Origin of the sequence: Roseateles agri (genome assembly GCF_034043675.1) — a bacterium.
GTDB lineage: Bacteria > Pseudomonadota > Gammaproteobacteria > Burkholderiales > Burkholderiaceae_C > KK5.
In genome coordinates this window covers 1-26,358 of the sequence record NZ_JAXCLA010000004.1, presented here as the reverse complement: position 1 = coordinate 26,358, position 26,358 = coordinate 1, and the positions used below count along the sequence as shown (strand labels likewise).

Sequence of the window (26,358 nt, the reverse complement as noted above, 5' to 3'; positions counted from 1 at the left end):
CGCTTTCATGTGCGCCTCTCCGCACTCGGCGCCAGCAGCGCCGCGTGCCGCCCGAACTGGTCGAGGCTGAAAGCGCGCTCCAGCTTCTCGTACTCGCGCTGCACGGCGGGAATGAGCTGCTGCATCGTCAGCACGCGCGGCGCACCGGCCTTGGCGGCTTGCAGGCAGGCATGGAAGACGATGGCGCGGATGTGCCCGCCGGCCAACGTGAAGCGCTGCGCGAGGAAGTCGAAATCCACGCCGCTCGCGTCCACCTCTGCCGGGATCACGCTGCGCCAGATCCGCAGCCGCTCGGCCGCGCCCGGCAAGGGGAACTCCACGACGAAGCGCAGCCGCCGCAGGAAGGCCTCGTCGAGGTCCTTGCGCCGGTTTGTCGCGAGGATGGCCAAGCCCTTGAAGCGCTCCATGCGCTCCAGCAGGTAGCTCACCTCGAGATTGGCATAGCGGTCGTGCGCATCCTTCACCTCGCTGCGCTTGCCGAAGAGCGAATCGGCCTCGTCGAAGAACAGGATCGCGTCGGCGGAATCGGCCGCGTCGAACAGGCGCTTGAGGTTCTTCTCCGTCTCGCCGATGTACTTGTTGACGACCTGCGAGAGATCGATGCGGAAGAGCGGCAACTGCAGCGCGTGCGCGATGGCCTCGCTCGCCATGGTCTTGCCGGTGCCCGGCGGGCCGGCGAAGAGGGCGGCCAGCCCGCCCTCGTTCCAGGCGCGGGCGGTTCCCCAGTGCTGGTGGACGCGGCCGAGGTTGAGCATCGCGTTGACCAGTTCGTCCACCTGCCGCGCCTGCGCGGGCGGCAGCATCAGCTCGTCGAGCGTGAAGCGCGGCGTGACCGGCTGGGCCAGTGCGCCGAGGTCCAGTGCCTGGCGCGCGGCGGCGAACAGCTCCTCGCTGCGCGGCGGACGGCCCAGGCGCGACAGCTCCGCGCCTACTTTCACGATCAGCGGCGGCTCGCAGCGCCAGCGGCGGGCCAGCTCGGCGAGGGCCGGGTCGTCGGCTGAGCCGGGCAGGGCGCGCTGCCAGGCGGCAAGGCGTTCGGCGGTGCTGGCGGGCGGGGATTCGAGCGTGAGGACCGGGGGCTCGGCGAGGCGCTGCAGCGCGGCGCGGTCATCGGTGCTGACGATCAGCGTGAGCGGCAGCGCGGGCAGCGGCAGGCGCAGCTTCTCGTGGCCGTGGCCGTCCGCATCCAGGGCGGCCAGCGGCAGCACGAGCGCCTCGCCGCGCAGCCAGGCCTGCGTCATCTGCGCGGGGAGCGCATCGGCTTGCGCGATGCGCAGCGGCTGGCCGGCGGCCTCGCCCGCATCCGCATTGCCGAGCTGCGCGATCACGCGGCGGTGCTGCATGGCGCCGCTGTCCCGCGGTGCGCCGAGCGCCAGTTCGCGTGCCACCCGCGCCGGCATGCGCAGCGGCGCGGCCCAGCCGTCGACAGGCGCCATCAGGCCATGGCTGAACAGCGCATGCGAGGCATCCAGGCATGCCAGCACCGCGGCGGGCTCGTCCCACAGGCGCTGTGCGAGCGCCAGGCTCGGCTCGCCGCGGCCCGGCTCGTTCATCACGGTGGCGATGACGGGACCGGCAGCCGCGTCGATGGCTGGCAGCAGTGCCAGCGCCAGCACGAAGGTTTCGACCGGCTGCAGCGCGAGCGACTGCACGGCGAAGGAGAACGCACCGGTCGGGCCGTCGGCCACCTGCTGGGCATTGATCTGCTCGCTCAGGTGCCGGGCCGTCACGTCCTGCGCGAAGAAGGCGGCCTTGTCATCCACGTAACGCGTGAGATCGAGTGATGCCAGGCCCGCGTCCAGCATCGCGGGCAGCGGCTCGCTGCGCTCGGCGGGGTAGCCCTGCAGCTCACGCTCGCGCCACAGCCAGGCCACCTCGCGCCGCAGCCGCAGCATGGCTTGGCGGAGCCACAGCCGGGCCATCGGATCGGCGACGGCCAGCGCCGGCGTGAAGGCGATGGGCAGCTCGGGCTTCATGGCAGCACCACCTGCGGACTGAAACGGGCCTGCTGGTTGTTGACCTTGACGATGACGAGATAGTTGCCGGCCGGCAACCCGGCGCCGGCGACACCCGGCACCGTCAACTGGTTCTGCGTGGAGGCGGGGTCGACCACGTCGAACTGGCGCTTCACCGAGCCGTCATCCTTGAACAGCACGACCACCACGTCGTCGGTGTTCGGCTCGGCCGGCCCGTGGCCGAGCAGGCGGCCGGTGACGCGCAGGTCGGCGCCGACCAGCGTGGCGCTCGCCACCGTCGGCAGCAGCTTGGCGAGCTGCACGTTGCTGGAGCGCACGCGCGTGGGCGAGAGGCGACGGCGCACGGTCAGGCCCAGCTCGCCGGCGGAGAGCGATGTGCCGTCCGCGATCGGCGTGCCGGGCGAGCCTTCGACGGTGACCTGCAGGCGGTCGGGCCGACGGTCGGTGATCGTGAGCTGCTGGTCGCCGAGCGCGACTTCGATAGTGGCGCCGTTCAGGTCGTCGCCGAAAAGCTCGATGGTCGTGCCCGCCTCGAAGGCCGCCGGCTCCACGCGCGCCAGCACCGGACCCATCGTCGGCGCCACGTCGATGGAAACGCCGTCGATGCCGATGATGGTGTTGGGCGCGGTCGTGTAGTCGATGCCGACCAGCAGGCTCGATTGCGTCGGGCTCGGCGGCACGATCATGACCGGCCGCACCTGGAAGGCCATCGAGAGGCGGTAGCGCTCGTCGCCCCCCTGCATCAGCTTGGAGAGCAGGTCGACGCTGCCCTCGTCGAAGCCGAGCGTGAGCGCCTCGGGGTTGTCCTGCAGGGCCGCCTGCACCGAGGGAATCACCGGCGCGACGAGGCGCAGGATGCTCAGCTCCTGCAGCACCGAAAGACCGCCGCCGAGTAGCTCGTGCGCAGCAGCGCTGTCGCTGTCCTCGCCCTCGTCGAAGGCGGTGAGCAGGTACTTGAGGATCAGCCACAGCGGCGGCGGATCGCCCCGGCGCAGCTCGACGTTGCGCATGTGCGGGTCGAAGGCCACTTCGTACAGGAAGAGGTTGAGCTTCGGCCCGCCGTTGCTGCCCGCCGCTTCCTCGGGCCGACCCACGCTCACGTCGAAACCGCGGCGGATCAGGTGGTCGCGCAGCAGCAGGGTGACGGAGCCGATGGCGCGGGAGGTGTCGGCGGCGGCCATGGTGTGACGGTCCGATTACCAGCGCGGCAGGCGGCTGCGCGACAGGCCGCTGCCGACAGCGGCTTGCGAGCCGGTTGCTCGCGCGGCGGCGGGTGCTGACGAGGCCCGCGGCGATTCGGGCGCGGCGATCACGGTGCGCGGGGCCGGGGCGGGCGGTGCGAAGCGCGCGGCGGTGGCGGCATCGAGCGTGACGTGCAGCGTGCCGATGTGGACATCGGGCGCTCGGCGGCTGGTGGCTTTCGGTGCTTCGGCCGGGCGAGGCGGCTGCGCACGGGCGGGCGTAGCGGCGTGGATCGATGGAGCCGGTGCGTGAGTCGAAACCTCGGGGGCGCGCGTGGCTACCTCGGCGATGGGGAAGGGAGGCGTCGGTTCACGCAGCTGAGGTTTGGGAGGCGGCGCTGCACTCGCTGATTGGGGCGATGCGGCCGGTGCTGGCGAGACGAGCGAAACGGGCGCTTGGTTCTCCTGCGTCGGATCTGCGGCCTCATCACGCGATGCGATCACCGGCGCCTCTGGTTTCATCGGCGCGGGCTCGCCAGCCGCGATCCAGCGCAGTGCGGCCTGCACGGCGGGCGACGGATCGTGCGCCAGTTCGCCGATGCGGGGCGATGGCCGCGGCAACTCGGTCGGCGCCGGCGTCCTTGTCGCAGCCGCCTCCACATCGGCCGCTCGCTCTGGCATCGACGGCGCGGGTGCTAGTGCCGGTGCATCCTGCATCGACTCGATCGGCTCGAAGGCATCGCTCGCGCCCGCCGCGGCTCGCGCCGGCGGCAAGGCAGTCGGCCCAGCCAATCCGGCCGAACGCATCACGCCGCCGAAGTAGTCGGTGCCTGCCTTCATGCGAACGGCTCCTCGTTCGCGTTCATCGCCTGCAGGTACAAGCGCCGGCGCGCAGGCGGCACCTCGAAGATCTCGCGTTCGCTCCAGCCGTAGTGCGAGGCGATACGGTGCACTTCGTCCACCAGCGCTATCTGGCGCAGCGCCAGTCGGCGCAGCGCCTCGGCTTCAAGATCGATGGCGTAGTCATCCGGCGTTCCGCATTCGGGGCAGGTGCAGTGAACGCTGAAGGCGACCAGCGGATCGGCCTCGGCCAGCGCCTGCGCGGCGCGCGGCGCGTCGCCATCGACAGGCGTGCCGGCCAGGCAAAGGCGCTTGAGCAGTGCATGGGCGACGGCCGCGGGGCCGGCATCGAGCAGGGTGGTCATCGCGTCTTCACGGCAGGCGCGCAGGTCGGCGCCGGTCGGGCGGCGCAGCGTCATGAGCGGCTGCCCGGTTTCGGTCGTCACGGCGACCGGCGTTAGTGCTCCGCTTAGTGCGCCATCGTCCTGCGCCCAGGCTTCTTCGGGCAGCTCGATGTCGAAGCGTTTGCCGCAGCCGGGCTGCTCGCAGTGCAAGGTCAGGTCTAGCGAACGGAGGCCGCTGGAATGCAGCGCCAGGTCCAGCAGAGCGGCGATGCGGCGGCTCACCGGCGCTTGCCACCAGTCCTCGGCGGGCGCCGCGGCGGCGAGCAGCGCCGTCACCAGTGCGGGCCGGTCATCGCAAGCGAAGTCGTGCTCAAGATCGCAGGCCTGCTGCCCGAAAGCGCGCCATGCAGGGGTGAGCGTCATCGGGGTTCATCCGGCCACCGGCACGGCAGCGCTCTCGTCGGGCTCGGGTGTGTCGACGTCGCGCTCCCAGCCTTCCAGCTCCAGCTTCATCATCTCGATGGCGGTGGCGTTGGCATTGGCGTCGAGGTCCGGGATGGCCTGGTACTCGCTGACCCAGCAGCGGTAGAGCTTGTAGCGCTTCACCGTCAGCCCGCGCTCGTTGTTGAACAGCAGCACCAGGTCCTTGCGGAAGTTCTTCAGGTCCATGGACGGATCGTCCAACGGGTGCACGAGGTTGGCCCACTTCTCGAACTCGGGGTCGTGCGTGACACCGCGCTCCAGCGTGATCGCCTCGTAGGAGGTGCGGCCGGGCGACTTGCGGTCCGTGCTGTTGTCGCCGCCCTCGCGGTGCTTGACCACTTCGGTCGTGCGCTTGAGCGACGTGCACTTGCTGATGCCCACGACGATGCGGCCGTCCCACATGATCTGGAACTTGAAGTTCTTGTAAGGGTCGTAGCGGTTGACGTTGACGACGAAGCCTTTGGCCATGGTGCTGCTCCGGATTGCGGTTGGATGGCAGGGTTGTCAGGCGTGTCAGACCTGCAGGTCGCCGGCGATCTGCTGGATCGTCAGCACCACGAACTCGGCCGGCTTCAGCGGGGCGAAGCCCACCTCGATGTTGACGATGCCGGCGTTGCGGTCCGCCTGCGTCGTCGTCTCCTTGTCGCACTTGACGAAGTAGGCGTCCGCCGGCGTGCTGCCCTGGAAGGCGCCCTGGTTGAACAGGCCGCGCATGAACACGCCCACATTGAGCCGGATCTGCGCCCACAGCGGCTCGTCGTTCGGCTCGAACACGACCCACTTGGTGCCGCGGAACAGGCTCTCCTCGATGTAGAGCGCGAGCCGCCGGATGGGGATGTACTTCCACTCGCTGGCGAGCTGGTCTGCGCCGTCCAGCGTGCGCGCGCCCCAGCAGATGTGGCTGTAGACCGGGAAGGTGCGCAGGCAGTTCACGCCGAGCGGATTGAGCGCGCCGTTCTGCAGGTCGGTCAGCAGGTAGGCGAGCGACTGCACGTTCTCCAGCTTCGCCTCGGTGCCGGCGGGCGCCTTCCACACGCCGCGCGTGGCGTCGGTGCGCGCATAAAGGCCGGCCACCGTGCCGCTGGAGGCGATGCTGCGCAGCCGGTTGCCGTTGGCAGGGTCCGGCACGAAGGTGCGCGGGAAGTAGACCGCGGCATCGCGGCTGCGCAGCGAATCGTTCTGAGACATCCAGGTCTGCATGGCATCGAGGCTGGCCGTCAGCTCCGGGATGTCGATCAGCAGGAAGCCGCGCCGGCTGGCGATGTAGGTCGTCGCCTCGGAGTACACGGCGTTCATGTTCGTGGCCGCCAGGTCGGCCACGCGCGGCATGCACAGCAGGTTCACGAGGTCCACGTCTTCCAGCGCATAGATGCCGGTCTTCGCCGCGAGCGTACCGGTGAGTTCCGGCGCGTTGACGGGCATCGTGCCGTCCGTGCCGCCGGCCAGCGCGATCTGCTGCACGTTCGTGCCGCCGGGCAGGCCCAGCGCCGCGGCCGAGGCGCCGCCCATCGTCAACGTGGCCGCGGGCAGGTAATTCGTGCCGCCGCGGCCCGCGAGGAACTGGAGCTGGAAGCCGGCGGCGACCGAGCCGACCAGCTTCACCGTCGCGCCGGCGATCAGTGCGCGCTCGGCGTCGGTGGTGGCGGAGGCCGAAGCGCCGCGCAGCGCGGCTTCGATCAGCGGGCGCAGCGTCGGCAGGTCCGGCGAGCCGGTGTAGGCGACGCTGAAAGCGCGCGCGCCGCCGCCAGCGTCCACGCTCAGCAGCAGCGGGCTCGCGGGAATCGCTGCGACGGTGGTGCCCAGCGTGCCCGTGGCCGCGGGCCGCGGGAAGGGGGCGACGGTCGGCAGCGCCGTCGCGATGCCGTTGCGGTCCAGCTGCATGATGGTCGAACCGGCATTGACCACGTCGAGCGCGAAGTTCGGTGCCCCGGCCTGCAGCGTCAGGTTACGGAAGCTCTCGCTGCGCAGCACCTGCGTGCGGCCGTTGCTCGTCGCCACCTCGCTGACGGTCAGATTGAACTGGCTCGACGGATCGAAGCTGTCGTAGTCGATGTCCAGCCGCACGCCATTGCCCCAGGTGCCCGGGTTCTCGGCACTGAGGCCGCGGATCTGCCGGCCGGCGGTGACGTTGAAGAGGTCGGTACCGCCGCCGCCCGCGGTGTCGGAGACGGTCGACGTTGCCGCCGCGGCCGAGTCGCTGACCCGCACGACCCAGCACTCGCCGCCGCCGTTCTGGAAGAACTGCTTCACGCCGTAGCTGGCCGGGCTGTCCGTGCTGATGCCGCCGAACTCGCGTTCGAAGTCGGCATAGCTCAGGCACTGGACGGCTTCATCGAGCAGGCCGCGCGGGAAGCCGTCGATGAAGGCCGCGATGGAGGTGGCGACGCCGGTGATGGTGCGCACGCCGCTGGACTTCTCCTGGACATACACACCGGGATAGCTGACCTGGATCATGAGCGGGTTCTCCTCGCGGGCGAAGAAAGAGGTTGGAACGGCGAGCCGCGCGATGCATCGCAGGGCCTCGTCCTCGGGATCGACGACCTAGCGGTCGTTAGCGTTAGCGTTGGCTGGGCTGGCCCCGGTGCCGTCGGCATCCCGGGTGCTCCGGCGGCTTCGTTTCGATGCCGTCGAGCCTTGGCGTCGTCGGACCTTTTCCGAACTGCCGGAGGCGATTCTCTTGTTCGCCTCCGGCGCTCACATCCATAAGTTGATGGACAGGGCCGCGTGTTTCAACTTGTGACCGAGAGGCCTTGAAATTTCCGGTGGCATGGCCGTTGCTATCGGTCGGAGGGTAGGGTTCATATAACCATATGGATACTTGAATGACAAGGCAAAGCGCCCGCCCCATGTCTTTCGGCCCCCTCCTGGGCCTCCCATAGACTGCGCGGTTCGACAACTCACCCTGCTGCCTGAAATGAGACTGAAGCTCGCTGCCGCCGTCCTCGCGTTGATGTCGGCCTATGGTTCGCTCGCCCAAGCCGAGGCGCCCGGCGCTACCCTGGGTCCATTGAACAATCCGCTGTGGCTGCGCCAGAGCGCCATCTCGCCGGATGGCAGGCAGATCGCCTTCGCCTTCCAGGGCAATCTTTACATCGTGCCGGTCGGCGGCGGCACGGCGCGCCTGCTGGTGGCCAACGGCCATCACAGCACGGCGCCGGTCTGGTCGCCGGACGGAAAGCTGCTGGCCTATGGCGCCGACGTGTATGGCAACAACGACGTCTTCATCGTCTCGGCCGAGGGCGGACCCTCGCGGCGGCTGACGAGCCATTCCGCCGCCGAACTGCCGGTGGCTTTCACGCCGGACGGCAAGTCCGTGCTGTTCGGCGCCCAGCGCATGGACGCGCGCGGCAGCATGGCCTTCCCCTCGGGCGCGCAGGGCGAGTTGTACAAGGTCTCGATCGAGGCCGGCCGCCGTCCGGAACAGCTGTTCTCCACCCCGGCACTGGCCGGCCGGATGAACAAGGCCGGCACGGAGCTGGTGTACGAAGACTGGAAGGGCTATGAGAACGCCTTCCGCAAGCACCATATCTCGCCCGTGGCACGCGACGTGTGGCTGTGGGACGCCAAGACCGGCCAGCACCGGAAACTGACCAACACCGGCGGCGAGAACCGCAACCCGGTCTGGTCGGCCGACGAGAAGTCCATCTACTTCCTCAGCGAGAAGAGCGGCAGCTTCAACGTTTGGAAGATGCCGGCGGACAAGCCGGAAGCGGCGGAGCAGGTCACGCACTTCACGAAGAACCCGGTGCGTTTCCTGTCGATCGCCGACAACGGCACCCTGTCCTTCGGCTACGACGGCGAGCTCTACACCCTGGCCCCGGGTGCAGCGACGCCGCAGAAGCTGAGCGTCACCATCGCAGCCGACACCCTGGTGCCGAGCGTCGAGAACCTGAAGCTCAGCGATGGCGCCACCGACATGGCCGCGAGCCCGGACGGCAGCGAGATCGCCGTCGTCGTGCGGGGCCAGATCTTCGTGGCCTCGACCGAGTTCGGCAACACGCGCCGCATCACCGAAGGCCCGGGCCAGAAGCGCTCGGTCAGCTTCAGCCCGGACGGCCGCAAGCTGGTCTACGCCTGCGAGCAGAACGGGCACTGGGCGCTCTGCGAGGCCGCGATCGTCGGCGACAAGAAGGCCGTGCCCGGCTTCTTCAACGCGCCGCGCGTGACGACCAAGGTGCTGCTGGAAGACGCCGGCCAGAGCTTCCAGCCGCGCTATTCGCCCGACGGCAAGGAAGTGGCCTACCTGCATGACCGCGCCTCGGTGCACGTGTTGAACCTGGCCAGCGGCAAGACCCGCGAAGTGCTTTCTGCCGACTGGAACTATTCCTACGAGGACGGCGACCAGGCCTACGACTGGGCGCCCGACAGCAAGAGCCTGCTGGTGCAGTTCGTCGACCACAACCGCTGGGGCCAGGAGATCGGCGTCGTGCCGGCCGACGGCTCGGGCAAGCTCGTGAACCTGACGCAGAGCGGCTACGACGACGTGCAGCCCCTGTTCGGGCGCGGCGGCCAGATCATGCTGTGGCTGACCGACCGCCAGGGCCTGCACGGCAGCGGCGGCGGCGCGCGCAACGACTCCGACGTCTACGCGATGTTCCTCACCCGTGCCGCCTACGACCGCTACAAGCTCGACAAGGCCGAGTACGCGCAGCTGAAGAAGCGCGAGGAAGACGAAAAGAAGGACGAGAAGAAAGACGACAAGAAGGACGCGGGCAAGAAGGACGACAAGGCCTCCGACAAGTCCACGGAAGCCAAGAAGGACGACGCGAAGGACGAGCCCAAGGAGCCCGTCAAGCCGGTCGTCATCGAGACCGAAGGCCTGGACGGCCGCACCGTGCGCCTGTCGCAAGCGTCCGGCGACATCAAGGACATCGCGATGACGCCCGACGGCGAGCAGGTCTTCTACGTCGCCAAGGGCGGGGAGGGCTTCGAGCTCTGGCAGATCCGCCTGCGCGACAAGGAATCGCGCCGCCTGGCGGCACTGCCCGGCGGCCGCGGTGACGGGGTCAGTCTCTGGCTCGATGCCAAGGGCGGCACCGGCTTCGTGATGGCCTCCGGCAAGGTCAGCAAGTTCAAGGTGCCGGGCGATGACGGCAAGGGCGATGTGAAGGTCGAGCCGCTGAAGTTCAGCGCCGACGTGCGCATCGACCATGCGGCCGAACGCGCGCAGATGTTCGACCACGTCTGGCGCCAGACGCAGGAGAAGCTCTACGTCAAGGACATGGGTGGCGTGGACTGGGCCTACTACCGCAAGGTGTACGAGCGGCAGTTGCCCTTCGTGGCCGACGGCGCGGACTTCTCCGAGCTGCTCAGCGAGATGCTGGGCGAGCTGAACGTGTCGCACACCGGCAGCTCGTTCCGCCCCCGACCCGATCCCAACGGCGACGCCACCGCATCGCTGGGCCTGTTCTACGACGATGCCTACAAGGGCACCGGCGTGCGCGTGGCCGAAGTCATCGACGGCGGCCCGCTGGACCTGGCCGACACCAAACTCAAGGCCGGCATGGTGATCGAGGCCATCGACGGCACCCGCATCGGCGCGGGCGCCGAGTTCGATTCGCTGCTCAACCGCAAGGCGGGCCAGCGGGTGGTGCTCGACGTGATCGACCCGGCCACCGGCCAGCGTTTCGAGCAGTCGCTGCGGCCGATCGACCGCGGCGCCGAGAACGAGCTGCTCTACAAGCGCTGGGTGCGCAACGAGCGTGCGCTGGTGGACAAGCTCTCCGGCGGCAAGCTCGGCTATGTGCACGTGCGGGGCATGAACGACGCCTCCTACCGCCAGGTCTATGCCGACGCGCTCGGCCGTGCCAGCGGCAAGCAGGCGCTGATCGTCGACACCCGCTTCAACGGTGGCGGCAATCTGCATGACGAACTGGCGACCTTGCTCTCGGGCAAGCGCTACCTCGAGTTCGTGCCGCGCGGCCAGAGCCTGGGCTGGGAGCCGGTCGGTAGGTGGACCAAGCCCTCGGCCGTGCTGATCAGCGAGAGCAACTACTCCGACGCGCACCTGTTCCCATGGACCTACCAGCACCTGGGCATCGGCAAGCTCATCGGCATGCCCGTGGCCGGCACCGGCACGGCCGTGTGGTGGGAAACCATGCAGGACGGCGCCACCGTCTTCGGCATCCCGCAGGTGGGCTTCCGCGCGGAGAACGGTCAGTTCATGGAAACCGCCCGCATCACGCCCGACATCCAGGTGCCTCTGGACAAGCGCACGCTGGACAAGGGCGAGGACCAGCAGCTGTCGGCAGCGGTGAAGTCGTTGCTGGGGAACTGAGGAGCAACTGAGGCGCTCACTCGCCAGGCGCAACGTGGAGTTCGCCTGGCGCCGTGGCCCCGGCGCCCAGCAAGGACAGCGTCAAGCCGCAGGTCATCAGGCCGACGGCTGCCGCACCCCAGGCGGTGATGCTGAAGCCGCTGGCAAAGGCCGCGCGCAACGCGGCCGTGGCGGCCGGCTGTTCGTTCGGCGAAACGCCGCGGAGCGCACCGCCGGTGTCGCCCGCGGCGAACTGCTTGGCGGCCTCCCATGCCGCTGAGGGATCCATGCCCCAGAGCGTCGACGTGCCGTGGATCGCGCTCGCGGTGGCGGCGCTCAGCACGGCGCCGAGCGCCGCAACGCCGATCAGCAGGGCGCTGAAACGCAGCGTGGCGCTGACGCCCGAGGCCATGCCGGATTGGTTGGCTGGCAGCGTGCTCTGCACGGCCTTGGCCGTCTCGCCGTTGAGCAGACCGGCGCCCGTGCCCGCCAGCGCCATGCCGAGCGCCATCGCGACATAGCTCACCTGGTTCACGGCCAGCAGCGCGAGCACGGCATTCGCCACCGTCGTGACCGCCAGGCCGAAGCCGAGAAGGCCCTTGGACGACCACGAGTGCGCCAACTGGCCAACGAGCCGCGGCACGATGAACATCGGCAGCGCGAACGGCAGCATCGCCACGCCCGCGACGGCCGGCGTGAACGCGTAGGTGTTCTGCAAGTACAGCGGCAGATAGAAGATCATGACCTGCGCGGCTGCGGCATAGCCCACCATCGCGGCAGCGCTGCCGGCGAAGTCCCGCGTGCGCAGCAGCCGCGGGTCGACCATCGGCTGCGACTGGAAGTGCTCGACGAGCGCGAAGGCGACGAGCAGCGCGAGGCCGCCCAGCAGGCGCGCCAGGATCGCCGGCGAGTTCCAGCCCAGCGCGTTGCCCGAAATGACGGCCCAGGTCAGCAGGAAGAGCCCGCCGGTGAACAGCACGATGCCCGCCCAGTCGACCCTGCGCGCCTCCGGATTGCGGGACTCGGGGATCACCTTCAGGGTGGCCAGGATCAGCACGGCGCAGAGCGGCAGGTTGATCAGGAAGGCCCAGTGCCAGCCCAGCGTGCTGGAGATGATGCCGCCGACGATCGGACCGCTGGTGATGGCGATGCCGATGCAGGCGCCCCAGAAGGCATAGGCGCGGGCCCGCGCCGCCCCCTGGAAGCCATGGTTGATCACCGCCAACGCCGCGGTCAGCAGCAGGCTGGCGCCGACGCCTTGCAGCGCCCGCGCGAGGTTGAGCATCAGCGCGGAACTGGCGATGCCGCAGAACAGCGAGGCGATGGCGAAGATGACTTGCCCGAGCAGCACCGCGCGGCGCCGCCCGGCCAGGTCCGCGAAGGAGCCTGCCGCCATCAGCAGCGCCGCGAACGGGAGGATGTAGGCCGTGATGACCCACTGCACGTCGGAGAAGCTGGCCGCGAGCGAATGCGCAATCGTCGGCAGCGCGACGGCGACGATGTTCGAGTCCAGCATCACGAGGCAGGACACGATGGACGCGACGATGAGGACCTGGCGCGGGGCGGCTGGAGGGGGAGGCGGTGTGTTCATGTCGATTCATGGGCATATGCCCATATTTGCAATTGAAGAGGTTGCAGGCGCCGAGGCCGCAGCGCCGGGGTTTCAGGACTCGCCGGATCTGCGAGCGGTGAGGTGAGGGTGGTAGGCGATGTCCAGCAGGGTGGCCCGCAGCACGCCGGCGGACTCCTCCCCGAACACGCTGTGGAAGTGCGCTTGCGCCGTGAGCCAATGGGCATGCGCTTCGCGGAGACGGCGCTTTCCGGCCGGCGTCAGCGCGATGTGGCGCCGGCGGCGGTCGTCCACGCCGGGCACGATGGTGACCAGCTCGTCCCGCTCCAGCGGGCGGAGGTTGTGCCCGAGTGTGGAGCGATCCATCACGAGCGCATCGGCCAGGGCCTGCAGCGCCGGCGGGTCGTCGCCGTGGCGGGCGATCTCCACGAGGATCGAGTACTGCGTCGACTTCAGCGCGCAAGGCGCCAGCGCTTCATCGAAGAGCTGGGCAACCTTGCGCGAGGCCTTGCGCAAGGCCGTGGCCGAACACTCGCCCCGCAGGGGGATGGATGGCTTGGATGCAGGCATGGCTTACCGGGTTCAGGGCATATGCCCATAATACCCAAATCCTAAAGCCGGGTGACTTGCAGGACCGCCTCCGCGAAGGCCTGGGGCGCCTCCTGCGGCAGGTTGTGACCGATGCCGCCGCGCAGGTCCCGATGCTGGTATCGCCCCACGTACCGCCCGGCATAGGCCGCAGGCGGCTGATGCGGCGCGCCGTTGGCGTCGCCCTCCAGCGTGATTGCTGGCACGGCGATCTTCGGCGCCTGCGCGAGCATCTTTTCCAGCGCGTCGTACGCCGGCTCCCCCCGGCTCAATCCCAGCCGCCAACGGTAGTTGTCGATGACGATGGCAACGTGGTCCGGGTTGTCAAAGGCGCGGGCAGTCCGGGCGTAGGTGGCCTCGTCGAAGCTGAACTGCGGCGAGGCGTTGCGCCAGACCAGGCGGTTGAACTCTTCGCGGTATTGGGCGTAGCCGGCGGCGCCTCGTTCGGTCGCGAAGTAGTACTGGAACCAGGCCTGCAACTCGGCCTGCGGCGGCAGCGGCTTGCGGTTGGCTTCCTGGCTGCCGATCAGGTAGCCGCTCGCCGAGACCAGGCCGCGGCAGCGATCCGGCCAGGCCGCCGCGACGATGTTGGCCGCGCGCCCGCCCCAGTCGAAACCGGCCAGCACCGCGTCCGGGAGTTCCAGCGCGTCCATCAGCGCGACGACATCCGCCGCGAAGACCGACTGCTGGCCGTTGCGCGGCGTGTCGGCGGACAGGAAGTGCGTCGATCCATAGCCCCGCAGGTAAGGCACGATGACGCGGTAGCCCTCGGCGGCCAGCAGCGGCGCCACGTCGAAGAAGCTGTGGATGTCGTGCGGCCAGCCGTGCAGCAGGATCACCGCGGGGCCCTTGTCGGGGCCGAGCTGCGCGTAGCCGACGTCGAGCTTGCCGGCCTTGATCTGGCGGATAGCCTCGAAACGCCCCGGTGCGCCCGCCGCGCTTGGCGGCGAAAGGCCCGACAGGGCAGACACGGCGACGCCGCTGCCCAGCAGCAGGCCGCGCCGCCGGATGTTCGTTGGATCTGTCATGGCGACGACTCCTTGTCAGCCCTTGATGCCCATCGCGGCCAGGCTCGGATGCAGGTTGCGCACCGGACTCACGCTTTCCAGCAGTGCCGCCAGGTGCAGGCTGGTGGACTCGGCGAGCCACGGTGCCACCAGCTGGATGCCGATCGGCAGGCCGTCGCGACTGGTGCCGAAGCGCATCGACAGGCCGGGCAGGCCGGTCACGCTGAAGGGTGCGGTCGCATCCATCACGTGCAGGGACGACACCTTCTGGCCATTGATCTCGAACTCCGCGGCGTCGTGGCCGTGATCCGGGACGGGCGTCACCGGGCAGAGCAGGGCGTCGTACTTCTGGAAGTACTGGGCGAAGCCGTCGCGCATGAAATCGATCTGCTGCTCCGCGATGACGAAGTCCTCGATGGAGGTGTCGGGCGTGTCATAGACGCCCTGGACGTGCTTGAAGATCTTGTCTTCATGGCCGGCCGTCACCTTCTTGAAGGCCGGCTTGGTTTCCATGACCTGCAGCTTCCAGAGCAGCTCGAGCGCGTTGATCTGCTCCAGCACCGGGATGCGCACCGGCTCGACGATCACGCCCAGGCCCTTCAGCGCCTCGGCGGCGGCTTGCACGGTGGCGGCGACGTCGCTGTCGATCAGTCTGAAGCCGGGCTCGACCAGCCAGCCGACGCGGATCGGCCGGCCGGGCCTTGACGCCACTCCGGCATCCAGCGTGAGCGGGCTTGTCGAGTGGCCGTCGGCGCCATCCGGGCCGGCCAGCAGCGAGTAGGCCAGCGCCACGTCGCGCACGCTGCGCGCGATCGGGCCGACGTGCCAGAAGCGGCGTGGCACGCGCGGCCAGATACCGGTCATCGGGATGCGGCCATGGGTAGCCTTGAAGCCGACGACGCCGGTCAGCGCCGCCGGGCCGCGGACCGAGATCGCCACGTCCGTGGCCAGGCCGATCGGTGACATGCCGGCCGCGACGGCTGCGGACTCACCGCCGCTCGAGCCGCCGGGCGTGCGGTCGAGGTTCCAAGGGTTGCGGGTGCGGCCCGAGAGCAGGTTGTCGGTCTCGATCCAGAACGAGAACTCGGGATGGTTGGTCTTGGCGAGCAGGATGCCGCCCGCCGCCTTCATGCGCACCATCGTGGTGGCGTCCGTATCGGGAACGCGGCCTTTGAAGATCGGCGAGGCGAACTGGGTCGCCACGCCCGCGGAGTCGATGGAGTCCTTGGCGGTGAAGGGCACGCCGTGCAGGGGGCCGAGTTTCTCGCCGGCCATCACGGCGGCTTCGGCGGCCCGGGCGGCGCGCAGGGCGTCCGGGGCGATGGTGACGATGGCGTTGATCTGCGGGTCGGCCGCGCTGATGCGGTCCAGGTGCGCCTGGACGACCTCGACCGGAGAGACCTCCTTGGTGCGGATCAGTTCGGCAAGGCGGGTAGCGTCCTGATGGACGAGTTCGGTACTCATGGGCGTGCTTTCAAGGTGAATGGAGATCTGGTTTTACGAACTACCTAACGTTCGTTAGTCTGAAGAATAGAGGGCATCGTGCGGCGCGTCAACACCTCGTCGCTCTTGAGACAATGGCGTCGCGCCCCACCTCCTCGGTCGGGCGCGAACTTTTCGAGGACGGATTCGTGGACAGCCAGGCAAACACCAGTTCCCGGGACAAGATCCTGGTCGCGGCGACGAAGATCGCGCAGGCGCACGGCTATGGCGGCCTGAATCTCCGGGCGCTCGCCGATGAAGTCGGCATCAAGGCGGCGAGCCTCTATCACCACTTTCCGAGCAAGGCGGATCTCGCCACTGCGGTGGCCAAGCGCTACTGGGAGGACGCCGGCGCAGCGCTGGAGGCGCTGTCGACCAAGTACGCGGATCCGGTCGAGCGCCTGCGCCGTTTCCCGAAGACCTTCCGCACTGCGCTGGAGAACAACAACCGCATCTGCATGTGCAGCTTCATGACGGCCGAGTACGACGACCTGCCCGAGGTCGTGAAAACGGAAGTGCAGGCCTTCTCGGATGTGAACATCGCCTGGCTCGCGAAGACACTGATCGCCGCCGGTGCCGTGGAGGCCAAGGACGCAAAGAAGCGGGCGCACGCGATCTTCGCCGCCGTGGCCGGCGCACAGCTGATGGCGCGCGGCCGGTCGGACATCAAGCTGTACGACACGCTGATCGAGAACTATCGGGCGGCGGGGCTCTGGCCGTCGTAGGTGATGGAGCAAGACGTTGGCCGCGGGTCACCGCATCTATGAATCTTCTGCGCAGACGCCAAGAGTTCTGGGGCCATGGTCCGGCGCCCCGCGAGGCCGGCGGCTTCAGTTTTCACCTGCTCTCCGCGAACGCCCCGGAGGATGAGGTCAGACCCCACTCCCACGAGGAAGCGCACTTCGTGCTGGTGCTGGCAGGCGGCTACATGTCGTCGGCCAACGGCGCTCCGTTCGTATCGCAGACGCCTCTGCTGGTCTTCAATCCGGCCGGCACGACGCACTGCGATCGCTTCCACAAAGGGCAGGGGCGCTTCTTTGCCATCTCCGGTGGGGCCTGTGAAGGGCGCGCGCGAGCCGTAGTCGATCCATGGGCGCTGTGGTGCGCGCAGAACGCCGCGCGGGACTTCGAATCCGGCGACGCCTCGGCATTGCGGCTCGAGGCATGCGCCCTGCAGCTGATGGATTGCGTGCTGCCGCACTCGCGCGACGACGTTGCCCCACGTGGCTCGCGCCCGCCAGCCTGGCTGAAGTCGGTGTTCGAGATGAGCTTCATGTCCGATGACGTGGCGTCGAGCGCGTCCGACCTCGCGGCGCATGCCGGCGTACATCCGGTTCATCTGGCACGGATCTATCGGCGCTGGCTGAATTGCTCGCCCGGCGAGTTCCTGCGAGGGCGCCGGCTGGAGCGCGCCGCCGCCTTGCTGGGGGCCGGTACGGCTTCGCTCGCTGACGTTGCCGCGGCCACTGGATTTGTCGACCAGGCGCACCTGACACGCCAGTTCAAGACCGCCTTCGACACCACGCCGGCACGCTGGCGGCGCTTGCGCCATCAGCATCAGGTTTCACCGATACAAGACGAGCCGAACGCTTCGCCGTAAAACCGCGCTGCGACGATTTCGTCGAGAACATCGGAGGAAGCATGATCAATCGCCGAACCTGTGTCGCCGCGGCGCTGTTGGCTACCGCAGCCGTTGCGCGGGGCAAACCGCAAGCGCTGGCCGCACGACTGGCAGACTGGAACGACGACGAGCACCGCGATCTGCGCGCGGTCGTCGTCGCCCGAGACGGAAGCATCGTGGCGGAACGCTACTTCGGCGATGCACGACCGGACACACTGCACGACGTCCGCTCGGCGGGAAAAAGCATCACCTCGCTGCTCGTCGGCGCCGCCATCGACCGGGGCGCCATCGCGAGCGTGCAGGATCCGGTCGAGCGCTACTGGCCGGGCGCACGCGGTAGCGCGCTGGGGCCGGTCCGCATCGACGAGATCCTGACCATGCGGTCCGGCCTCGCCGCATTCGACGAGGATCCGGCCTCGCCCGGCAACGAGGACCGTCTCGACGACGCGCCGGACCCGCTCGCGTTCATGCTGGCCGTGCCCGCCGAGCGTGCGCCGGGCACGCGGTATCGCTACAACTCGCTCACCGCCCATCTGGCCGGACGCGTGGTCGAGCAGGCCACGCGTCGCGACCTGGAATCCTTTGCGGCGGAAGTGCTCTTCGAGCCGCTCGGCATCAGACGCTGGCAATGGGGCCGAGACCAGTCGGGCCATGCCAAAGGGCAGGGCAACCTTTCGCTGACGGCGCGAGACCTCGTTCGCATCGGAGAGATGGTCCGCTCAAACGGAGATTTCGGTAGCCACCGCGTGCTGAGCGCCGCGTGGATTGCCCAGAGCCTCCGCGCCCGCGTGGCGATCTCGGATGTCGATCCATACGCCGACAGCTACGGCTACTTCTGGTACGCCAAGCGACTCGATATCGCCGGAACTGGCATCGACGTGCACTTCGCGTCGGGCAATGGCGGCAACAAGATCTATGTCGTGCCGGAGTTGGGACTGGTCATTGCAGTGACGTCCGCAGCCTATGGACATGGCTATGGTCAGCGACGCTCGCAGGAGGTGTTGCGAGCTCTTTTGGCTTCGGCTGCATAGGGAAGGCAGGGCTGGCAGCCCTTGTATATGATTTTACATAATACACATTGTCGACAAATCAGATAGCCGCCACGACCCCCGTCGAAGCCCTAACTACCAACGCCGGCTCCGGCACCTTCACACTCCGCGGCTGATGCCCCGGGTCTTCGATCAGGTCCAGCAACAGATTGATCGCCAGCGTCGCCATCGTCTCGGTATGCAGCGCCACCGTGGTGAGCGCCGGTCGCATGTCGCGCGCCAGGTGGATGTCGGTGATGCCGATCAGCGACATCGCCTGCGGCACCGCGATGCCTCGCTCCGCCAGTACTTGCGCTGCGCCGTAGGCCATCAGGTCGTTGGTGGCGAAGATCGCGGTGATGTTCGCGTTGGCGGCCAGCAGCGACTCGGCCGCGGCGCGGCCGCCTTCGACCGTGTCGGGCGTGTCGCGCACATGCTCCGGGGCCAGGCTCAGGCCGGCGGCTTGCAGCGCGCTTTCGAAGCCGCCGAGGCGCACGATCTGCCGGCCCGCCAGGCCGCAGCCGACGATGGCGCCGACCTCGCGATGGCCCAGTTCGACCAGGTGCTGGCCGGCGATCTCGCCGGCGCGGTGCAGGTCCAGCACGACGTGGGGCACCTGCTCGTCGTAGTGGATCGCCTCGTTGGAGGCCAGCACGATCGGCGCGCGGCGGTTGCTGATCTGCTCGATGTCGCCGGGCAGGATTCCGGTGTCCAGCACCAGCACGCCGCCGGCCAAGGTGCCGGTGATCTGCTTCAGGTAGGCCAGGCCGATGTCCGGCCGGTCCGGCGTGTTGCAGACCATCAGGAAGTAGTTGCGGTCGCGGGCCACGCGCTCGGCCACCGCCACGAACTCCGGATAGAACGGGTTCGTGATGTCGGGCAGCACCATCGCCACCATCGAAGACTTGCCTTCGGCCAGCGCGCGGGCCATCAGGTTGGGCCGGTAGCCGGTCGAGGCAATCGCGGCTTCGACCTTCTCCACCGTCGACGGTTTCACCTTGCCGGGATTGCGCAGCACGTTGGAGACGGTGGCGGTCGTGACGCCGGCCAAGCGTGCGACGTCGCTGAGGGTGGCCATGTGAGGGATTCGTGGAGCCTAAGGATTTACCCTTGGCGCTGTTCGTTGTTCGTAAGAGAGTCGGTACATTACCAAAAAACAGCGATTTAATCGCTTAAATTTCTGGATCGATAGGGAGACAACCACAAAGCCGCACTCGACGGCGCTGGCTCGAAGCAGAAATTTAACCGCTTAAATTCATTCAACCGGAGACAAACGAAAACATGGATCTTGCGAACCACGGCGCGATCACCAAGCGCACTGCACTGACCGGCCTGGCCGGCCTCCTCCTCGGCAGCACCGCCCTGCTCGCCAGCCCCGGCGCCTCTGCCAAGGAGGTGACGATCTGGGCCTGGGACCCGAACTTCAACATCGCGATCATGCAGGAGGCGGGCAAGCGCTACACCGCCAAGCACCCGGGCACGACCTTCAAGATCGTGGACATGGCCAAGGCCGACCTGGAGCAGAAGCTGCAGACCACGCTGGCCTCCGGCGCCACCAAGACGCTGCCTGACATCGTTCTCGTCGAGGACTACAACGCCCAGAAGTACCTGCGCTCCTTCCCCGGCGCGTTCGAGCCGATGTCCGGCGTCGTCAACTACAGCGGCTTCGCCAAGTACAAGGTGGACCTGATGACGGTCAACGGCAAGGTCTACGGCCTGCCCTTCGACTCCGGCGTCACCGGCATGTACTACCGCAAGGACCTGCTGGCCAAGGCCGGGTTCAGCGACAAGGACATGCAGAACATCACCTGGGACCGCTACATCGAGATCGGCAAGAAGGTCTCCGCGGCCACGGGCAAGAAGATGCTGGGCATCGACCCCAACGACAACAGCCTCGTGCGGATCATGATGCAGTCCGCCGGCCGCTGGTACTTCGACAAGGACGGCAAGCTCGACATCAAGAACAACGCCGCGCTGAAGGCCGCGCTGGAAGTCGAGGCCAAGCTGTTCAAGGCCGGCATCGTGAAGCCGACGGCCGGCTGGCCGGAATACGTCGGCGCGGTCAACGCCGGCGACGTGGCCACGATCACCACCGGCGTGTGGATCACCGGCACCGTCAAGTCCGAGAAGAGCCAGGCCGGCCTGTGGGGCGTGGCGGCGACGCCTTCGCTGGGCATCCCCGGCGCCACCAACGCATCCAACCTCGGCGGCTCCAGCTGGTACGTGCTGTCCAGCGGCAAGGAGAAGGCGCTGGCCGTCGATTTCCTCAACGAGATCTATGCGAAGGACGTCGACTTTTACCAGACGATCCTGCAGGCGCGCGGTGCCGTGGGTACGCTGATGGCCTCGCGTGACGGCAAGGAATACGCGGCTGCCGATCCCTTCTTCGGCGGCGCCAAGGTGTGGCAGCAGTTCAGCGATTACCTGGTCAAGGTGCCCAGCGTGAACTACGGCATCTACACCTACGAGGCCGACGCCGCGATGGCGGCGCAGCTGCCAGGCCTGATCGGCGGCACGCCGGTGGAGAAGGTGATGGACGCCATCAACCAGCAGGTGGCCGCGCAGGTCAAGTAAGCGCCCGGGTACTTGTCGGGCGCGGGGCAGGACGTGAGCGCCTGCCCCGCCCTCCCCGCCGTCCTCGCTCCCCTTCTCTAGCGATCCCTCGCCATGCCGCAGTCCCCCGCGCCGAGCTACCGGCGCTTTCATGACGTCAACGGCTGGGCCTTCATCGGCCCCGCGCTGCTGTTGATGCTGCTGTTCACCGTCTATCCGATCGGCAAATCGCTGTGGATGTCGACCCACGCCGGCCAGGGCACGATGGTGCAGTTCGTCGGCTTCGGCAATGTCCAGCGCCTGCTGGACGATCCGATGTTCATGCGGGCGCTGACCAACACCTTCATCTACCTCGTGATCCAGGTGCCGGTGATGATCGTGCTGGCCCTGGTGCTGGCCTCGTGCCTGAACATGCCGAACCTGCGCTTTCGCGGGCTGCTGCGCACGGCGATCTTCCTGCCCTGCGTGACCTCGCTGGTCGCGTACTCGATGCTGTTCAAGAGCATGTTCTCGTACGACGGCATCGTCAACGTGACGCTGCAGCAACTGGGCCTGGTCGATGGCCCAGTGCCCTGGTTGACCGATCCCTTCTGGGCCCGCGTCGTCATCATGCTGGCGCTGACCTGGCGCTGGACCGGCTACAACATGATCTTCTATCTGGCGGCGATGCAGAACATCGACAAGTCGATCTACGAGGCCGCGCGCATCGACGGCATCTCGGCCTATCGCCGCCTGGTCTCGATCACCGTGCCGATGTTGAAGCCGGTGCTGCTGTTCACCACGATCACCTCGACGATCGGCACGCTGCAGCTGTTCGACGAGGCGATGAACATCACTGCCGGCGGCCCGGCCGACAGCACGCTCTCGCTGTCGCTGTACATCTACAACCTGTCCTTCAAGTTCGTGCCGAGCTTCGGCTACGCGGCCACCGTGTCCTACGTCATCGTCGCGCTGGTGGCGCTGCTGGCCGTGCTGCAGTTCTACCTGGCGCGGGAGCGAGACCAATGATGGCCCGCCTGCTCGACACGCTGCGCGGCGCCGCCATCTACGCCCTCCTCGGCCTGATGGCGCTGCTGTCGGTCTTCCCCTTCGGCTGGATGGTGATCAGCGCCACCAACGCGGGCCGCGACATCACCAAGGGCAAGATCACGTTCGGCGGCGCACTGCTCGACAACTTCCACAAGTTCACCGAGCTGTACGACGTCGGCCAGGTGTTCTGGAACTCCGGCAAGATCGCGCTGGCAGGCTCGCTGTTGACGCTGCTGGTGTCATCGCTGGCCGGCTACGGCTTCGAGGTGTTTCGCTCGCCGCTGCGCGAGCGCATCTACCAGGGCGTGCTGCTGTCGATGATGGTGCCCTTCGCGGCGCTGATGATCCCGCTGTTCACGCTGATGGCCGCGCTGGACATGCTGGACACGCACATGGCCGTGATCCTGCCCACGGTCGCCTCGGCCTACCTGATCTTCTACTTCCGCCAGAGCAGCAAGGCCTTCCCGCCGGAGCTGCGCGAGGCCGCCCGCCTCGACGGCCTGAAGGAGTGGCAGATCTTCCTCTACGTCTACGTGCCGGTGATGCGCTCGACCTACGCCGCCGCCTTCATCATCGTCTTCATGGCGGCATGGAACGGCTTCCTGTGGCCGCTGATCGCGCTGCAGTCGACCGAGCTGAAGACCATCACGCTGGTCGTCTCCTCGCTGGGCTCGTCGTATGCGCCGGACTACGGCGTGGTCATGGTCGCGACCGTACTCGCCACGCTTCCCACCCTCATCGTCTTCTTCGCCATGCAGCGCCAGTTCGTGCAGGGCATGCTCGGCTCCGTCAAATGAACAAGGTTTCCGTCAACACCATGCGTTCCATCGCCAAGCTCGACTCGGGCTGGACCTTCCACACGTCCTTCGATCCCTCGCTGATCACTGAGGCCGCCGCCGGCGAGCCGGTGCGCCTGCCCCACAACGCGGTCGACCTCGAACTGACCTACCTCGACGAACGCAGCTACCAGAAGGAGTTCGGCTACCAGCGCGCCCTGCCCTGGCAGCCCGAGTACGCCGGCCGCGAGATCACGCTCGAATTCGACGGCGCGATGGCCAACACCGTCGTCTGGCTCAACGGCCGCCAGGTCGCTGCCCACAAGGATGGCTACACGCCCTTCAGCGTGCGGCTGACCGGCCTGCTGAACGAGAACGCCGACAACCTCCTGACGGTCAAGATCGACGGCAGCGAGAACCCCGAGATTCCCCCCTTTGGCGGCCAGATCGACTACCTGACCTACGCCGGCATCTACCGCGACGTCTGGCTGAAGCTCACCGACGCAGTCTCCATCCAGCGGCTGAAGGTGCAGACCTCGGGCGAACTCAGCGACGCCAAGGGCGTGCAGGTCACCGGCTTCCTCAGCAACCCGACCGGCGTCGCCATCACCGGCACCGCGCTCGTGGAACTCTGCGCGCTGGACGGCCGCGTGCTCCACCAGTGCAGCGCGGAGGTCAACGGCGACATCTTCACCGCCGGCTTCGACGGCCTTGCCGGACTGCAGCGCTGGGAGCTGGACGCGCCCACGCTCTACCAGGTGCGCGTGACCTTGAACACGAGCGCCGGCAGCGACCAGCTCGCCACCCGCTTCGGCTTCCGCACCGCCGCGTTCACGACCGAGGGCTTCTTCCTCAACGGTCAGCCGCTGAAGATCCGCGGGCTGAACCGGCACCAGAGCTTCCCCTACGTCGGCTACGCGATGGGCCGGCGCGTGCAGCGGAAGGACGCCGACATCGTCAAGCACCAGCTGAAGTGCAACCTGGTCCGCACTTCGCACTACCCGCAGTCGAAGTACTTCCTCGACCGCTGCGACGAGATCGGCCTGCTGGTGCTGGAAGAGATCCCCGGCTGGCAGCACATCGGCGGGCAGGCCTGGCAGGACGAATCGGTGGAGAACGTGCGCCGGATGATCGAGCGCGACTGGAACCATCCGTCCATCATCTGCTGGGGCGTGCGCATCAACGAGTCGCCCGACCATCACGAGTTCTACGCCCGCACGACCGCGTTGGCGCGCGAGCTGGATTCGCGCACCGTCGGCGGCATCCGCTGCATCGACAACAGCGAGCTGCTCGAAGACGTCTACACGATGAACGACTTCTTCAACGGCGCCGGCCCCGACTGGCTGGCCGGCCGCGAGCCGGTGCCGCTGCGCAGGCCGCGCGCCGTGACCGGCCTGGACCACGACGTGCCCTACCTCGTGACCGAGCACACCGGCCACATGTTCCCGACCAAGCGTATCGACCCCGAGGTCCGGCAGGCCGAGCACGTCAGCCGCCACCTGCAGGTGATGAACGCAAGCTACGGCGACCCGGCCATCGCCGGCGCGATCGGCTGGTGCATGGCCGACTACAACACGCACAAGGACTTCGGAGCCGGCGACCGCGTCTGCCACCACGGCGTGCTGGACATCTTCCGCGAGCCCAAGTTCGCGGGCCACGTCTACGCCAGCCAGTGCAGCCCGGCGGAACAGGTCGTGCTCGAACCGGTCTCGTACTGGGCCCGCGGCGAGAAGGACCGCTGCGAGGTGCTGCCGCTGGTCGTGCTGACCAACTGCGACTACGTGGAGCTGACCGTGGGCGACATGCCGCCCACCCGTGCCGAGCCCGATCGCGAGCGCTACCCACACCTGCCGCACGCGCCGGTGATCTTCGACGAACGCCACATCAGCGTGAACGCCTTCGGCGCCTGGGGCATGCTGTGGCGCGACGCCGTGTTCACCGGCTATGTGGACGGCAAGCCCGTCGCCACCGTGGCCGTTTCCGGCAGCCCCTTGCCCACAAAGCTGCAGGTCCAGGTGGACGACACCGTTCTGCGCGCCGACGAGAAGGACGCCACCCGCGTGATCGTGCGTGCGCTGGACCAGGCCGGCCGCCTGCTGCCCTTCCTCGACGACATCGCCACCATCGAGGTGAGCGGCGCCGCCAAGCTGCTGGGGCCGGCGCTGCTGCCGATCAAGGGCGGCGTGACCGGCTTCTGGCTGGAGACCACCGGCGCCGCCGGCGAGATCAGCGTGCGCGTGCGCACGCGCCGCCTGGGCGAGCAAGCCCTGACCCTGCGCGCCGACTGAGAGGGACCGATCGCATGGCAGATGTCACCCTCACGGAAGTCCGCAAGTCCTTTGGCAGCACCGACGTCATCCGCGGCGTCAGCCTGGACATCAAGCACGGCGAGTTCGTCGTCTTCGTCGGCCCCTCGGGTTGCGGCAAGTCCACCTTGCTGCGCGCGATCTCGGGCCTGGAAGAGATCAGCAGCGGCGAACTTCGCATCGGCGGCCAGCTGATGAACCACGTGGACCCGTCCAAGCGCGGCATCGCGATGGTGTTCCAGAGCTACGCGCTGTACCCGCACATGACCGTGCGCGAGAACATGGGCTTCGCGCTGAAGCACGCCGGCGAGCCCAAGGCGCAGGTCGCCGAGAAGGTCGAGCGCGCTGCCGCCATCCTGGGCCTTCAACCGCTGATGGACCGCAAGCCCAAGGCACTGTCCGGCGGCCAACGCCAGCGCGTCGCCATCGGCCGCGCGATCGTGCGCGACCCGGAGGTATTCCTCTTCGACGAGCCGCTGTCCAACCTCGACGCCGAGCTGCGCGTCCACATGCGCATCGAAGTCGCCCGCCTGCACCGCGAGCTGGGCAGCACGATCATCTACGTCACCCACGACCAGGTCGAAGCGATGACACTGGCCGACAAGATCGTCGTGCTGCGCGCAGGCGTCGTCGAACAGGTCGGCGCGCCGCTGGAGCTCTACGACAACCCGGCCAACACCTTCGTCGCCGGCTTCATCGGCTCTCCGCGGATGAACTTCTTCGAGGGTCGAGTGGTCGGGCACAACGAAGGCCGCCTGCACATCGCGCTCAGCGGCTTCGGCGATACGGTGATCGCCCTGCCGCTCACCCACGAACTGCCCGCGATCGGCACCGAAGTCTCGGTCGGCGTCCGCCCCGAACACTTCCAGGACGACGGCGACGCCACGCTGCCGGTCACCATCGACATGCTGGAACACCTGGGCGGCGAAACCTTCGCCTACGCCCGCTCCGCCGGCGGCGCGATGGCCGTGATCGAACTGAAGCACGGCCGCCACCTGCGCGCCGGGCAGGCGCTGGAGGTGCGGTTCGATACGGGCAAGTCGCTGCTGTTTGGGAAGGATGGGCGGCGGCTGTACTGCCGGTGAGCGTCGGGCCCGCAATCGGCCAGGAGCTGCCGCACAACGCGCCGGATGCAACGACCGGTTTAGGCTGATTGGCGTCCTCCGCCACCTGTCTGTGAGTGACGGCTTCTGTTTAGGTTTGTCCGACACCTGCCCGTCGCGGCAGACAGCTCGCCGCGGTACACCGACCTGAGGGCAGGTGTTGGGTAAACCTCAAGGGAGGAAACCGCGGCGCACGTGGTGGTGCTTGTCGAAGC

The 26,358-nt window shown here is 68.0% G+C and carries 20 protein-coding genes; 9 read left to right on the top strand and 11 right to left on the bottom strand.

The genetic code is table 11. The features are described 5' to 3' along the window. Positions 1-5 precede the first annotated feature (5 nt). Genes SNE35_RS12195 through SNE35_RS12170 form a run of 6 tightly spaced genes read right to left on the bottom strand, consistent with a single transcriptional unit; the run spans position 6 to position 7,278 of the window. Positions 6-1,976, bottom strand: coding sequence for an ATP-binding protein (locus tag SNE35_RS12195; RefSeq protein WP_320423184.1), 1,971 nt, complete (start codon positions 1,974-1,976; stop codon positions 6-8). After that, positions 1,973-3,157, bottom strand: a complete 1,185-nt coding sequence (locus SNE35_RS12190) for a Pvc16 family protein (RefSeq protein ID WP_320423183.1) — start codon at positions 3,155-3,157, stop codon at positions 1,973-1,975. The genes SNE35_RS12195 and SNE35_RS12190 overlap by 4 nt, the downstream gene beginning before the upstream one ends. A 15-nt stretch (positions 3,158-3,172) precedes the next feature. Next, a complete protein-coding gene (locus tag SNE35_RS12185; protein WP_320423182.1) occupies positions 3,173-3,997 on the bottom strand; it encodes a hypothetical protein in 825 nt (274 codons plus the stop codon). Next, positions 3,994-4,764, bottom strand: a complete 771-nt coding sequence (locus SNE35_RS12180) for a hypothetical protein (protein WP_320423181.1) — start codon at positions 4,762-4,764, stop codon at positions 3,994-3,996. Before SNE35_RS12180 ends, SNE35_RS12185 begins: the two co-directional genes overlap by 4 nt. A gap of 6 nt (positions 4,765-4,770) precedes the next feature. After that, on the bottom strand, positions 4,771-5,292 hold the full coding sequence (locus SNE35_RS12175; protein WP_320423180.1) for a phage tail protein: 522 nt from the start codon (positions 5,290-5,292) through the stop codon (positions 4,771-4,773). A 45-nt stretch (positions 5,293-5,337) separates the two neighbouring features. After that, entirely contained in the window at positions 5,338-7,278 is a 1,941-nt protein-coding gene (locus tag SNE35_RS12170) for a phage tail sheath C-terminal domain-containing protein (protein WP_320423179.1), read from the bottom strand. 460 nt (positions 7,279-7,738) lie between these two features. Between SNE35_RS12170 and SNE35_RS12165 the strand changes: the two genes are divergently transcribed. Further along, positions 7,739-11,101 carry a S41 family peptidase gene (locus tag SNE35_RS12165; RefSeq protein ID WP_320423178.1) on the top strand — a complete coding sequence of 1,121 codons (3,363 nt, stop codon included), beginning with the start codon at positions 7,739-7,741 and terminating at the stop codon, positions 11,099-11,101. A 16-nt stretch (positions 11,102-11,117) separates the two neighbouring features. Here the strand turns inward: SNE35_RS12165 and SNE35_RS12160 are convergent, their stop codons facing one another. The 4 genes from SNE35_RS12160 to SNE35_RS12145 all read right to left on the bottom strand — a co-directional run bounded on the left by SNE35_RS12160 (position 11,118) and on the right by SNE35_RS12145 (position 15,709). Beyond that, a complete protein-coding gene (locus tag SNE35_RS12160; RefSeq protein ID WP_320423177.1) occupies positions 11,118-12,671 on the bottom strand; it encodes an MFS transporter in 1,554 nt (517 codons plus the stop codon). Between the two features lie 72 nt (positions 12,672-12,743). Continuing rightward, complete coding sequence (locus SNE35_RS12155; RefSeq protein WP_320423176.1) at positions 12,744-13,220, bottom strand: MarR family winged helix-turn-helix transcriptional regulator; 477 nt, start codon at positions 13,218-13,220, stop codon at positions 12,744-12,746. Between the two features lie 41 nt (positions 13,221-13,261). Further along, entirely contained in the window at positions 13,262-14,266 is a 1,005-nt protein-coding gene (locus SNE35_RS12150; protein ID WP_320423175.1) for an alpha/beta fold hydrolase, read from the bottom strand. A 15-nt stretch (positions 14,267-14,281) separates the two neighbouring features. Next, on the bottom strand, positions 14,282-15,709 hold the full coding sequence (locus tag SNE35_RS12145; RefSeq protein ID WP_320423174.1) for an amidase: 1,428 nt from the start codon (positions 15,707-15,709) through the stop codon (positions 14,282-14,284). A 167-nt stretch (positions 15,710-15,876) separates the two neighbouring features. On the opposite strand from SNE35_RS12145, the gene SNE35_RS12140 reads away from it, so the two are divergent. Genes SNE35_RS12140 through SNE35_RS12130 form a run of 3 tightly spaced genes read left to right on the top strand, consistent with a single transcriptional unit; the run spans position 15,877 to position 18,379 of the window. Then, positions 15,877-16,452 carry a TetR/AcrR family transcriptional regulator gene (locus tag SNE35_RS12140; protein ID WP_320423173.1) on the top strand — a complete coding sequence of 192 codons (576 nt, stop codon included), beginning with the start codon at positions 15,877-15,879 and terminating at the stop codon, positions 16,450-16,452. 38 nt (positions 16,453-16,490) lie between these two features. Further along, positions 16,491-17,327: a helix-turn-helix domain-containing protein gene (locus SNE35_RS12135; RefSeq protein WP_320423172.1), complete on the top strand. Its 837-nt coding sequence runs from the start codon at positions 16,491-16,493 to the stop codon at positions 17,325-17,327. Between the two features lie 41 nt (positions 17,328-17,368). After that, a complete protein-coding gene (locus tag SNE35_RS12130) occupies positions 17,369-18,379 on the top strand; it encodes a serine hydrolase domain-containing protein (RefSeq protein WP_320423171.1) in 1,011 nt (336 codons plus the stop codon). Positions 18,380-18,437: 58 nt separating this feature from the next. Here the strand turns inward: SNE35_RS12130 and SNE35_RS12125 are convergent, their stop codons facing one another. After that, positions 18,438-19,454, bottom strand: coding sequence for a LacI family DNA-binding transcriptional regulator (locus SNE35_RS12125; RefSeq protein WP_320423170.1), 1,017 nt, complete (start codon positions 19,452-19,454; stop codon positions 18,438-18,440). Between the two features lie 203 nt (positions 19,455-19,657). Here SNE35_RS12125 and SNE35_RS12120 point away from each other — a divergent pair, with 203 nt between their 5' ends. From SNE35_RS12120 to SNE35_RS12100, 5 genes are all read left to right on the top strand, one after another. After that, complete coding sequence (locus SNE35_RS12120; RefSeq protein ID WP_320423169.1) at positions 19,658-20,950, top strand: ABC transporter substrate-binding protein; 1,293 nt, start codon at positions 19,658-19,660, stop codon at positions 20,948-20,950. A gap of 93 nt (positions 20,951-21,043) precedes the next feature. Beyond that, positions 21,044-21,937 carry a carbohydrate ABC transporter permease gene (locus SNE35_RS12115; RefSeq protein WP_320423168.1) on the top strand — a complete coding sequence of 298 codons (894 nt, stop codon included), beginning with the start codon at positions 21,044-21,046 and terminating at the stop codon, positions 21,935-21,937. Next, complete coding sequence (locus tag SNE35_RS12110) at positions 21,934-22,755, top strand: carbohydrate ABC transporter permease (RefSeq protein WP_320423167.1); 822 nt, start codon at positions 21,934-21,936, stop codon at positions 22,753-22,755. The genes SNE35_RS12115 and SNE35_RS12110 overlap by 4 nt, the downstream gene beginning before the upstream one ends. Continuing rightward, the gene (locus tag SNE35_RS12105; protein ID WP_320423166.1) at positions 22,752-25,022 is read left to right on the top strand and encodes a glycoside hydrolase family 2 protein; all 2,271 of its coding nucleotides are present in this window, start codon (positions 22,752-22,754) and stop codon (positions 25,020-25,022) included. Before SNE35_RS12110 ends, SNE35_RS12105 begins: the two co-directional genes overlap by 4 nt. Before the next feature lie 14 nt (positions 25,023-25,036). Then, a complete protein-coding gene (locus SNE35_RS12100) occupies positions 25,037-26,125 on the top strand; it encodes an ABC transporter ATP-binding protein (RefSeq protein WP_320423165.1) in 1,089 nt (362 codons plus the stop codon). Positions 26,126-26,358: the final 233 nt, after the last annotated feature.